Raw genomic sequence first — 11855 nt, 5'->3', positions numbered from 1 at the left:
CCTCGCCATCGCCCCGCAAATCCGCTATGGGCGCGCGTTCCCATGGCAACGATACTCCCCACCCCGCCGAAGGTCGGCATGGTCTCGCTCGGCTGTCCGAAGAATCTCGTCGACAGCGAGCGGATCCTGACGAAGCTGCGCGCCGACGGCTACCGCATGTCGCCCGACTATGCCGGGGCGGACGTGGTGCTGGTGAACACCTGCGGCTTCCTCGACAGCGCCAAGGAGGAAAGCCTCGAGGCGATCGGCGAGGCCATCGCCGAGAACGGCCGCGTGATCGTGACCGGCTGCATGGGCAAGGAGGCCGAGGCGATCCGCGCGCGCTTTCCGCAGGTGCTCGCCGTCACCGGGGCGCACCAGTATGAGGAAGTCGTCGGCGCGGTGCATACCGCAGCGCCGATGCCGCCCTCGGCGTTCCTCGATCTGGTGCCGGAACGCGACCTGAAGCTGACGCCGCGCCACTACAGCTATCTGAAGATTTCCGAGGGCTGCAACCACCGCTGCTCCTTCTGCATCATCCCGGCGCTGCGCGGCGATCTCGTCAGCCGCCGCCCCGATGCGATCCTGCGCGAGGCGGAGAAGCTGGTCGCGGCAGGCACGCGCGAGCTGCTCGTCATCAGTCAGGATACCTCGGCCTATGGGCTGGACCTGCGCCACGCCACCTACCCGCTGAAAGGTGGCGGGGAAGTGCGCGCGCACATGACCGACCTTGCGCGCGAACTGGGCAAGCTGGGGGCATGGGTGCGGCTGCACTACGTCTATCCCTATCCCCACGTCGATCAGGTAATCCCGCTGATGGCCGAGGGGCTGGTGTTGCCTTATCTCGACATCCCGTTCCAGCACGCCGCGCCCAACGTGCTGAAGGCGATGAAGCGCCCGGCCAACGAGGCCAAGGTGCTCGAACGGCTGGCGAAATGGCGGGCGATCTGCCCGGACATCACGATCCGCTCCACCTTCGTCGTCGGCTTCCCCGGCGAGACGGAGGCGGATTTCGAGTATCTGCTGCAATGGCTCGACGAAGCGCAGCTCGACCGCGTCGGCGCGTTCCGCTTCGAGCCGGTGGAGGGCGCCGCCGCCAACGCCCTGCCCGGCCATGTGCCGGAAGAAGTGAAAGAGGAACGTTACGCCCGCCTGATGGCGCTGACCGCGCGCATCTCGGCGGAAAAGCTGGCCGCCAAGGTGGGCCGCACCCTGCCCGTCATCATCGACGCGGTGGATGAGGACGGCGGCGCCACCGGCCGCAGCCAGGCCGACGCCCCGGAGATCGACGGCGAGGTCTTCCTCCGCGACGCCCACGGCCTGTCGGTCGGCGACATCGTGCCGGTGACGATCGAGGACGCCGACGAGCATGACCTGTACGGGGTGCCGGCGGGGCGGTGATGGGGGGCACCCGGTAGCGGGTGCTTATAGCCGATTGCTTGTCGAGCGACTGCGCTTCCTGACGGCGATGATCCACATGTCGGGCGCGGCGCCGAGCCGGAACGGCAGGATGCTGGTCCCCAAGCCCGCGCCGACGACGAGCGTCTTGCCATCTTCGACGACAACGCCGCATGCATACTTGTCACCGTAATCCGACATGTAAGAGATGGCCCCCACGACAGGCAGCCTGATCTGACCACAATGAGTGTGTCCGGCCAGCATGAGCTTCACTCCTGCCGGAACGCGGGGGAATGGATCGGGGCTATGGCTCAGCAAGACCGGCTCCCCGCCAAGGCTCGCCATCGCACGCAACGTGATGCTCAGATCATCGTGATGCGTGAAAGCATCATCCAGACCGCCTATCACCATAGGACCGGCGCGTGCCGCACTATTGTCCAGCACAGTGATGCCCACACGCCGCAAGGCGGAGCGCGTCGCCGCCGCGTTGCGCCAATGATCGTGATTGCCCAGCACGGCGAAAGTGCCAAACCGACTTTTCAGATCACGAAGTGGCACAACCGCCTCGTCTACGGAAAAGCGTTCGGTCGCGAACTGCTTGTCGCTCACGAAGTCTCCCGCGATCAGCACCGCATCTGGCTTCTGGGCGTTCGCCTGCCGAACGATCCGGGCCAACCGTTGCGGAGACATGTCAGGCCCCGCGACATGAATGTCAGAGAGTAGAAGGATGCGAAGCTGTTTCTGCGAACTTCCGGGTGGCAGCATTTCGACTTCGGCAAAACGAACGACCGGATCGGAGATGGCCGTCCAGTAGGCCCAGCCGACGAGTCCGGTGACAATTAGCAACGCGAGCAGGAGAAACTTTGAGAACGTCATACATCTTGATTGCCGACTTCTGATGTACACGGCAATGGCGGCGGATTGAATGGCAGTCGATCACCGATCGCGAACACCTCCACGAAGGCGGCTCCCGCTCGTTCTCCAGCCAGCACCCTATCGGCTGACGACCCGGATCGTGCCCCACAAAGGGCAAGGATAGCCCCGCCCCCATTTCGCGCGTGAATGCGTTGTCCCGGTCCGCTATTCCAGCAGGACCGAACCGACAGGGCGCCGCATGACCGATTTTTCTTCCCTGCTCCAGCCCGATCGCGGCCAGCCCGCGCATCTGATCCAGACGGTGCGCGGCGGCGGGTTCGACGAATGGCTCGCCGGCCAGCCCGAGCGGGTGCGCGCCACCGTCGCCGCCGCGCGGTTCCGGGGCAAGGCGGGTGAGTTCGCGCTGCTGCCGGGGGGCAAGCCGGAGGAGTGGTCCGCCGTGGTCGGCCTGCCCGATACGCCGACGCCGTGGGATCTGGCGGGTGCCGTCGCACGATTGCCCGAGGGGCAGTTCCGCCTCGCCGATGGCGATCCGGGCGCGGCGACGCTCGGCTGGCTGCTCGCGCATCATCGCTTCGATCGCTACCGGCGCGCGCCCGAGCCGATCCCGCAGCGGGTGCTGCTCGTGCCCGATGCGGCGGGGATCGACGGGGCGGTGCGGCTGGCCGGGGCGGTGGCGCTGGTGCGCGATCTGGTCGATACGCCCGCCGCCGACATGGGGCCGGCCGAACTGGCCGCCGCCGCCGAGCGTGTCGCCAACGACGGCGGGGCGAATTTCGCGGTGGTGCAGGGCGATGCGCTGGCGGAAGGCTATCCGATGATCCACGCGGTCGGCCGCGCCGCCACGCGCGATCGCGCGCCGCGCCTGATCGAGCTGACGTGGGGCGATCCGGCGCATCCCCGGGTCGCCATCGTGGGCAAGGGCGTGTGTTTCGATTCGGGCGGGCTGGATATCAAGCCGGCGTCCGGCATGTTGCTGATGAAGAAGGACATGGGCGGCGCGGCGCACGCGCTGGCGCTTGCCGGGCTGGTGATGCAGGCGCGGTTGCCGGTGCGGCTGCACCTGCTGATCCCGGCGGTGGAAAACGCCATCTCGGCCGACGCCTTCCGCCCCGGCGACGTGCTGCGCAGCCGGCAGGGGCTGTCGGTGGAGATCGGCAATACCGATGCCGAGGGACGGCTGGTGCTGGCCGACGCGCTGACCCGCGCCGCCGAGGAGACGCCCGCACTGCTGATCGATTTCGCCACCCTCACCGGCGCGGCGCGTGTGGCGCTGGGGCCGGATCTGCCGGCGCTGTTCGCCAGCGACGATGCGCTGGCCGACGACCTGCTGCGCGCCGGCACGGCGACGGGCGATCCGTTGTGGCGGCTGCCGCTGTGGGCCGGCTATCGCGACATGCTGAAATCGACCCTCGCCGACATCAACAATTCCGGCGAGGGCGGGCTGGCCGGCGCGATCACCGCTGCGCTGTTCCTCAAGGAGTTCGTGCCGGCCGACATGCCGTGGGCGCATCTCGACACCTTCGCCTGGCGCCCGGCCGACCGGCCCGGTCGTCCTCGGGGCGGTGACGCGCTGGGCCTGCGCGCGGCGTGGGCGATGCTGGAAACGCGCTTCGGCGGAGGCGTCACGGTAACTCATTAGCAGGCATGATGAAACGAAGGGGCGTCACGCGTGTTGTTACGGTTAGGAAGCAAACGCTTCAAAACCCGTGACATGGCGAGGCTTCGACGGTGCTCCCACGCGCTTTGATTTCATGGATGGAGACACTGGTCGGCTATGTCAGGTCCGGCCGGCCCGATCTCACCAACCGCCAGATGGCATTGCTGCTCGCTGTCTATCTGACACCCGGGCCGCATACAGTGCGCGGGTTGGCCCACCTGCTCGGCGTCTCCAAGCCGGTCATCACGCGCGCCTTGAATACGCTGGGGTCGCTCGGCTATCTGCGGCGCGAACGGGACGAGTCCGATCGGCGGAACATCTTCGTCACGCAGACGGACAGTGGGGCGGATTTTCTTGCAGGTTTCGGACATCTCATCGACGCACCGGAGCACCCCGGCCGACGTGCCCCCCGCGCCGCCCTCGGCTGAACGCTTCCGCCTCGTCGGGCCGTCGGTCGTGCTCGATCCGCGTATTCACGCTGTCCGGCGCGACATCGCCGATATCGGCCTGGCGGACCGCGTGTTTGCTCCGCACTATTCCGCCCCCGAGGTTTCCGCCTGCGCGCTGCCCGCCGCCATGCTGCGCGCGGCACCTGACGACGATGCCGTCGCCGTCTCGCAACTGGTACAGGGCGAGGCGTTCGCCGTCGTCGATATCTCGGTCGGCTGGGCGTGGGGCTACGGCCTGCATGACTGCTACGTCGGATATCTCCGCGCGGAGATGCTCGGGCCGCTGGTCGCGCCGACGCACGTAGTGACGGCGCCGGTCGCGCTCGTGTTCGCCACCCCCGACATCAAGGCGCCGGTCATCGCCACCCGTACGATCGGCGCCCGGCTGCACGGCATTGCCGAGGGCGCGTTCGTCGCGACGGCGGGCGGCTACATCCATGCCCGCCACCTTGCCCCGGTCGAGACGCCCGTCGCCGACCCGGTGGCCGTGGCCGAGACGCTGGTCGGCGCGCCCTATCTGTGGGGCGGGCGGGGCGATGGCGGGGTCGATTGCTCGGGCCTCGTCCAGCGTGCGCTCGGCCTCGCCGGCATCGCCGCCCCGCGCGACAGCGACCAGCAGCGGTCGCTCGGCCGCGAGATCGGCGAGGGCGAGGCGTTGCGGCGCGGCGACATCATCCTGTTTCCCGGCCATGTCGGGATGATGGTGGACGACACCCGCCTGATCCATGCCAACGCGCACTGGATGGCGGTGACGATCGAACCGCTCGACACGGTGACGGGGCGGGGCGCGGCAATCGTCGCACGGCGGAGGATCGCATGAGCGTAAAGGTATTCATCGACGGCGGCGCCGGCACGACCGGCATCGAGATCCACGAGCGTCTGGCCGGTCGCGCCGACGTGGATGTCGTGGTCCTGCCCGACGATCGCCGCAAGGATGCCGGCGCGCGGGCCGAGGCGCTGAACGCCGCCGACGCGGTGATCCTGTGCCTGCCCGACGATGCCGCGCGCGAGGCGGTGTCGCTGATCGAGAACACCACCACGCGCGTGATCGACGCCTCCACCGCGCACCGCACCGACCCGACGTGGACCTATGGCTTCGCCGAGGTCGCCCCCGGCCGCCGGGCCGAACTGGCGACGGCGACGCGCGTGTCGAACCCCGGCTGCTACCCCACCGGCTTCCTCGCGCTGGTGGCGCCGCTGGTGCGCGCCGGGATCGTGCCGGCCGACCTGCCGCTGAGCGTGAACGCCACCTCCGGCTATTCGGGCGGCGGCAAGGCGATGATCGCCGCGTTCGAGCAACCGGGGGTGGCCGATGCGACCGAGACCGGCTTCCGCATCTACGCGCTGTCGCTCGGTCACAAGCATGTGCCGGAGATGCAGACGCACGCCGGCCTCGCCCACCCGCCCATCTTCATGCCCGCCGTGGCGCGCAGCTATCGGGGCATGCTGGTGGAAGTGCCGCTGCACGCGCACCTGCTGAACGGCGACGTCACCGCGATCCGCGATGCCTGGGCCGATGCCTATCGCGACAGCCCGCTGGTGCGGATCGACGCGCCGATCGATTCCGGGGCCGGATCGATCCTGACGCTGGAGCAATGCGCCGGCACCGACCGGCTCGATCTGTTCGCCTTCGCCCGCGACGGGCAGATCCGCCTCGTCGCCGCGCTGGACAATTTGGGCAAGGGGGCCGCGGGGGCCGCGGTGCAGAACCTCAACCTCATGACCGGCCTCGGCGAGACGGCGGGCCTGCGGCTCTAGCGGATGCCGGACGCCGCCACGCCGCCCCTGCCGACGCCGCACCTGCTGACACTGGCCTGCCCCGACCGGCCGGGCATCGTCGCGCAGGTGGCGCGCGCGCTGTTCGATCACGGCGGCAACATCACCGAGGCGCAGCAGTTCGACGATGGCGAGACGGGCGGCTTCTTCGCCCGCATCGCCTTCACGCTGGCAGCCGAGGCGCTGCCCGCGCTGGAGGCGAGCTTCGCCCCGGTGGGGGATGCCTTTGCGATGCGGTGGGAGATCCGCCCGGTCGCGGCGCGGCAGCGGGTGCTTATCCTCGTCTCGAAGTTCGATCACTGCCTCGCCGATCTGCTCTATCGCTGGCGGATCGGCGAGCTGGCGATGCACGTGGCGGGCATCGTCTCCAACCACCCGCGCGGCTCGTTCGCGACCTCGGACCTGCGCGGCCTCGACTTCCACCACCTGCCCGTCACGCGCGAGACGAAGCTCGAGCAGGAGGCACGCATCAAGACGATCGTGACGGAGACGGGCGCGGACCTGATCGTGCTGGCGCGTTACATGCAGATCCTGTCGGACGACCTCGCCGGCTTCCTCGCCGGGCGCTGCATCAATATCCATCACAGCTTCCTGCCCGGCTTCAAGGGCGCCAAGCCCTATCATCAGGCCCATGCGCGCGGGGTGAAGCTGATCGGCGCGACGGCGCATTACGTGACCGCCGACCTCGACGAGGGACCGATCATCGAACAGGACGTCGAGCGGATCAGCCATCAGGACAGCCCGGACGATCTCGTCCGCAAGGGCCGGGATATCGAGCGTCGGGTGCTGGCGCGGGCGGTGGCCTTCCATCTCGCCGGGCGCGTGCTGCTGAACGGTGGCAAGACGGTGGTGTTCAGGGACTGACGCCCGGGTGGTCGCCGTTTCGTCGCCACCCGCCGCATAATCCCGCAGCGGCCGAAGCGACCGGCACCATTGGCCGCCATCGCGCGTATTCACCGGGCGGCGGACGCGAACCGCGTTGCAGGAGCAGGCGCATGACCCCCTTCCCCGACAGGCAGATCAATCCGGCCGGCAGGATGCGGCCATGAAGTTCGATACCCCCGCCGGCCCCAACCCGATCGACCGTCTGGCGGTGATCGGCCGCCCGACCGATCGCATCGACGGCCCCCTCAAGACGAGCGGCACCGCCACCTACGCCTATGAGCACCATCACGTCGCGCCCGATCAGGCCTATGGCGTGATCGTGGGGTCGGCGATCGCCAAGGGCCGCATCGCCGCGCTGCATCTGGACGAGGCGCGGGCCTGCCCCGGCGTGCTGGCGATCGTGACGCACGAGAATGCCGGGCCGCTGGGCAAGGGTGCCTTCTATGTCGGGCGGCCGCTGGCCGGGCCGGAGATCCAGCATTATCATCAGGCGATCGCGCTGGTGGTAGCCGAGACGTTCGAGCAGGCGCGCGAGGCCGCCGCTCTCGTCCGCGCCGATTACGAGGAAGCGAACGGCTCCTTCGAGCTGGCCGACGCGCTTGGCGATGCGGTGACGCCCGGGACCAAGCCCGACGTCACCGTGGGCGACTTCGCCGCCGCCTTCGCCGCAGCACCCGTAACGCTGGACGAGCGCTATACCACGCCGGACCAGAGCCACGCGATGATGGAGCCGCACGCCACCGTGGCGGTGTGGGACGGCGACCGGCTGACGATCTGGGCCGCCGTGCAGATCGTCGCCTGGTCCCGCCGCGATCTCGCCAACATCCTGGACATGCCGGAGGAGAAGATCCGTATCGTCGCATCGTTCATCGGCGGCGGCTTCGGCGGCAAGGGTACGGTGAGCGCGGATGCGGTACTTGCCTCGCTCGGCGCGCGCGTTGCCGGGCGGGCGGTGAAGGTGGCGCAGGCGCGGCCGCTGATGTTCAACAATACCACCCACCGCGCCGCCACCATCCAGCGTATCCGGCTGGGCGCGGAGCGGGACGGCACGCTGACGGCGATCGCGCACGAGAGCTGGTCCGGCAACCTGCCCGACGGCATGACCGAAACCGCCGCCGAGCAGACCCGGCTGCTGTACGCGGGCGCCCATCGCCTCGTCACCCACCGCCGCGCGGTGCTGGACCTGCCCGAAGCGAGCGCCCTGCGCGCGCCGGGCGAGGCGCCGGGCATGATGGCGCTGGAAGTGGCGATGGACGAGATGGCGGAGAAACTGGGGATCGACCCGGTCGAGTTCCGCATCATCAACGACACGCAGGTCGACCCGGAGAAGCCCGAACGAACCTTCTCGAAACGGGCGCTGGTGGAATGCCTGCGCACCGGCGCGGACCGCTTCGGCTGGAGCGCGCGCAGCACCGTGCCGGGGGCGCTGCGCGAGGGGCGCTGGCTGATCGGCACCGGCATGGCCGCAGCCATCCGCGGTGCGCCGCTCGGCACCTCTGCCGCGCGGGTGCGGCTGGAGGCGGACGGGCGCGTCGTCGTGGAAACCGACATGACCGACATCGGCACCGGCACCTACACGATCATCGGCCAGACCGCCGCCGAGATGATGGGGGTGCCGCTGTCGCAGGTGACGGTGCGGCTTGGCGATTCGGATTTTCCCGTCTCGGTCGGCTCGGGCGGGCAATGGGGGGCCAACTGCTCCACCGCCGGCGTCTATGCCGCCTGCGTGAAGCTGCGCGAGGCGGTGGCGCAGCGGCTCGGCTTCAACGCCACCGACGCGGTGTTCGATGACGGGCAAGTATCGGCCGGCAACCGCCGCGTGCCGCTGGCCGACGCGGCGGCGGCCGGCGCGCTGACCGGCGAGGACGAGATCGAGTTTGCCGATCTGGCCGAACGTTACGCCCAGCAGACTTTCGGCGCGCATTTCTGCGAGGTGGCGGTCGATACCTTTACCGGCGAGATCCGCATCCGGCGGATGCTGGCGGTGTGCGCGGCCGGGCGCATCCTGAACCCCAAGGCGGCGCGCAGCCAGATCATCGGCGGCATGACGATGGGCGCGGGCGCGGCGCTGACCGAGGAACTGGTGGTGGACCGCACACGCGGTTTCTTCGTCAACCACGACCTCGCCAGTTACGAGGTGCCGGTTCACGCCGACATCCCGCATCAGGAGGTGATCTTCCTCGACGAGACCGATCCGGTCGCTTCGCCAATGAAGGCCAAGGGCGTGGGCGAACTGGGCATCTCGGGTGTCGCCGCCGCCGTGGCGAACGCGGTCCACAACGCCACCGGCGTACGCGTGCGCGACTATCCGGTGACGCTCGACAAGCTGCTCGACCGTTTGCCGGCGACGGGCTGAGGCGCTTACGCAAGGAGTACGGATATGGACATCATCAGGCTCGATCCCGGCGTCTCGGCCCCGCTCGACAGCGACTGCATCTCGATCGAGCAAAACCCGGACGGCCGCTTCTTCCTGACCGGCGCTGCGCTGCGCGGGGACGAGTCGGTCGCGATGGTGGGCGGGCCGACCTACGACAGCTACGAGGCGGCGGAAGCCGAGGGGCTGGCGTGGGCGGAAAGCAACGAGGTGGCGACGCTGCACATCGCCTCGGACCGAGGCTGACGCTGGAAGTGTTCCCGAAAAGGGACGGCATCGGAGCCGATCGCTGCCGCCCCGGCGGGGGCGGTGGTGGACAGGGCTGGATTCGAACCAGCGTACGCTTGCACGGGCAGATTTACAGTCTGCTGCCTTTAACCACTCGGCCACCTGTCCGGGCGCCTACGCCGAAGCGAGGCGGCTCAATGGCGAATGGGCGCTTGCCTGTCAACGGCTGGCGTGGATAAAGCGCCCGGATGCGAAAAGGCCACAGACCATCCATGCCGGCATCGGGCCGGCCCCGCTTCTGGGGACGCCACGCGGTGATCGCCGCCCTGGCCAACCCCAACCGCACCGTACGGCGGATGTGGGGCACGCACGAGGCGGTCGATGCGCTCGCCCTGCCGTCGATCCTGCCCGTCACCTATGCCGATGCCGCCGACCTCGGCCGGCTGGTGCCGGGCGACGCGCCGCATCAGGGGCTGGTGATCGAGGTCGATCCGCTGCCCGACATGTGGCTGGGCGACCTGCTGGAGGCCGGCCGTGACGACCAGCGCCCGCTGCTGGTGCTCGATCAGGTGACCGATCCGCACAATGTCGGCGCGGTGCTGCGATCGGCCGCCGCATTCGATGCGCTGGGCATCGTGACGCAGGATCGCCATTCCCCGCCCGAATCGGGGGCGCTGGCGCGTTCGGCCTCCGGCGCGCTGGAACAGGTGCCGTGGGTGCGGGTGGTCAACCTGGCGCGCGCGCTGGACGAGATCGGCGAGGCCGGTTTCTGGCGCATCGGGCTGACAGGCGCCGCCGGGCAGACGCTGGGCGCCGCGATGGGGACCGGCCGGCTGGCGCTGGTGCTGGGCGCCGAGGGCGAAGGAATGCGGCAGAATACCGAATCGCATTGCGACGAGCTGGCGAAGCTGCCGATCAGCCCGAAGGTGGAAAGCCTGAACGTCTCGAACGCGGCGGCCATCGCGCTCTACGCCGCCTCGGTACGGTGAACGGGGCGGCATCGCGCCGCCCCGCCCCGGGTCAATCGAGCAGGCTGGCCGGCACCTTGCCGCCATTGGCCTGCAACTGGCGCATCACCGCCTTGTAGAGCGCGATATTCTGTTCGGCCGATCCGTGCGCGCCGGCATGGACGTTGAGCTCCTCGGCCAGTTCCTTGCGCGCAGCCAAGCTGCTGTCGAGACCGAGCAGCGACAGCAGATCGACGATCGACACCTTCCAGTTGCCGCCACCACCGGGCGCCTTGGCGGCCATGTCGGACAGGATCTGGTGCACGTCCACCGGCGCGGCGGGGGCAGCTGCCGCAGGCTGAGCGACGGGCGCGGCGGGGGCCGGATGCGGCGCCTGTGCCGCGGGGGCGGCCGGTGCTGCGGCGGGTGCCGGTGCAGGGGCGGCAACCGCCTTCTTCTTCTCGGCGATCCCCCATGGGTCGTTCAGTTTCTTCCAGATCGATGCGAACACGCTCATGGTGGTCTCCTTGTAATCCACCCCGAACGCGCCCGCGCGCCTCAAGGTTGCCCGCGAAACGATCAGCGTCGTGCGCTGGCGTTCTTGGTCCGCAGCGTCGGGTCGGCGCCGGCGGGGTCGTCGGGCCACGGGTGGCGCGGATAGCGGCCGCGCATTTCCTTCGCCACCGCCGCCCAGCTGCCCGCCCAGAAACCGGGCAGGTCGCGCGTCGTCTGGATCGGGCGGCCGGCGGGCGAGGTGAGCCGCAACACCAGCGGCACCCGCCCGCCGCCCACCATCGGATGCGTCGCAAGGCCGAACAGCGCCTGCGGGCGCAACTCCACCGCCGGGCCGCCTTCCGCTGCATAGTCGATCGCGTGGCTGCTGCCGGCGGGGGAGGCGAAGCGCGGCGGGGCGGGCCGATCGAGCGCCTGCCGCCCGCCCCAGCCGAGCAGCGCGTCCAGTGCCCCCGCCAGTGCCCCCGGATCGATCTGGTCCAGCCGCCGCCGGCCCGCCAGCAGCGGCGGCAACCAGTCGTCCAGCGTGGCAGCCAGCGCGGCGTCCGACAGGTCCGGCACGTCGCCTTGGGCGGCGGCGAAGGCGGCGCGTGCCTGCGCCTCACGTGCGCCCGCTGGCCACGGCAGCAGGCCGACGCCGCCCGCCCGCACGCCGGCCAGCAGCGCCCCGGCGATCGCGGCGGGATCGGGCGCATCGTCCGGCCCGCCGGACAGCCGCACCGCGCCCAGCCGCCGCTCACGCCGCGCCGTCACGCCGCCCGTCGCCGGAT

At 69.9% G+C, this 11855-nt stretch carries 12 protein-coding genes and 1 tRNA gene; 9 read left to right on the top strand and 4 right to left on the bottom strand.

All coding sequences use genetic code 11. The features are described 5' to 3' along the window. Positions 1-42: 42 nt before the first annotated feature. Complete coding sequence (gene rimO / locus FOY91_RS18505) at positions 43-1380, top strand: 30S ribosomal protein S12 methylthiotransferase RimO (protein ID WP_145155085.1); 1338 nt, start codon at positions 43-45, stop codon at positions 1378-1380. Between the two features lie 24 nt (positions 1381-1404). On the opposite strand, the gene FOY91_RS18500 is transcribed toward rimO, so the two are convergent. Beyond that, positions 1405-2253 (bottom strand): metallophosphoesterase, encoded by an 849-nt coding sequence (locus tag FOY91_RS18500; protein ID WP_145155083.1) that lies wholly within the window; start codon positions 2251-2253, stop codon positions 1405-1407. A gap of 238 nt (positions 2254-2491) precedes the next feature. Here FOY91_RS18500 and FOY91_RS18495 point away from each other — a divergent pair, with 238 nt between their 5' ends. From FOY91_RS18495 to FOY91_RS18465, 7 genes are all read left to right on the top strand, one after another. After that, positions 2492-3895: a leucyl aminopeptidase family protein gene (locus FOY91_RS18495; RefSeq protein WP_145155081.1), complete on the top strand. Its 1404-nt coding sequence runs from the start codon at positions 2492-2494 to the stop codon at positions 3893-3895. A gap of 116 nt (positions 3896-4011) precedes the next feature. Then, the gene (locus FOY91_RS18490; protein WP_145155079.1) at positions 4012-4341 is read left to right on the top strand and encodes a MarR family transcriptional regulator; all 330 of its coding nucleotides are present in this window, start codon (positions 4012-4014) and stop codon (positions 4339-4341) included. Next, entirely contained in the window at positions 4316-5182 is an 867-nt protein-coding gene (locus tag FOY91_RS18485) for a C40 family peptidase (RefSeq protein WP_145155077.1), read from the top strand. The genes FOY91_RS18490 and FOY91_RS18485 overlap by 26 nt, the downstream gene beginning before the upstream one ends. Further along, positions 5179-6120, top strand: coding sequence for an N-acetyl-gamma-glutamyl-phosphate reductase (gene argC / locus FOY91_RS18480; RefSeq protein WP_145155075.1), 942 nt, complete (start codon positions 5179-5181; stop codon positions 6118-6120). The genes FOY91_RS18485 and argC overlap by 4 nt, the downstream gene beginning before the upstream one ends. Positions 6121-6123: 3 nt before the next feature. Further along, a complete protein-coding gene (purU, locus tag FOY91_RS18475) occupies positions 6124-7002 on the top strand; it encodes a formyltetrahydrofolate deformylase (protein WP_145155073.1) in 879 nt (292 codons plus the stop codon). 181 nt (positions 7003-7183) lie between these two features. Further along, positions 7184-9379 (top strand): aldehyde oxidoreductase molybdenum-binding subunit PaoC, encoded by a 2196-nt coding sequence (gene paoC, locus FOY91_RS18470; RefSeq protein WP_145155071.1) that lies wholly within the window; start codon positions 7184-7186, stop codon positions 9377-9379. Between the two features lie 24 nt (positions 9380-9403). After that, positions 9404-9643, top strand: a complete 240-nt coding sequence (locus FOY91_RS18465) for a hypothetical protein (RefSeq protein WP_145155069.1) — start codon at positions 9404-9406, stop codon at positions 9641-9643. Positions 9644-9707: 64 nt separating this feature from the next. On the opposite strand, the gene FOY91_RS18460 is transcribed toward FOY91_RS18465, so the two are convergent. After that, a tRNA-Tyr gene (locus tag FOY91_RS18460) sits at positions 9708-9793 on the bottom strand. A gap of 80 nt (positions 9794-9873) precedes the next feature. Here FOY91_RS18460 and rlmB point away from each other — a divergent pair. Beyond that, positions 9874-10614 carry a 23S rRNA (guanosine(2251)-2'-O)-methyltransferase RlmB gene (gene rlmB / locus FOY91_RS18455; protein ID WP_145155067.1) on the top strand — a complete coding sequence of 247 codons (741 nt, stop codon included), beginning with the start codon at positions 9874-9876 and terminating at the stop codon, positions 10612-10614. A 31-nt stretch (positions 10615-10645) separates the two neighbouring features. Here the strand turns inward: rlmB and FOY91_RS18450 are convergent, their stop codons facing one another. After that, positions 10646-11089: a DUF3597 family protein gene (locus FOY91_RS18450; protein ID WP_145155065.1), complete on the bottom strand. Its 444-nt coding sequence runs from the start codon at positions 11087-11089 to the stop codon at positions 10646-10648. 62 nt (positions 11090-11151) lie between these two features. Beyond that, positions 11152-11855: ATP-dependent helicase C-terminal domain-containing protein (locus FOY91_RS18445; protein WP_275266047.1), on the bottom strand; the 704-nt coding region annotated here is incomplete at its 5' end.

The sequence above is a fragment of the Alterirhizorhabdus solaris genome (assembly GCF_007785815.1).
Taxonomy (GTDB): Bacteria; Pseudomonadota; Alphaproteobacteria; order Sphingomonadales; family Sphingomonadaceae; genus Alterirhizorhabdus; species Alterirhizorhabdus solaris.
The sequence above is the reverse complement of the archived record's forward strand: the minus strand, read 5'-3'. Positions and strand labels throughout refer to the sequence as shown.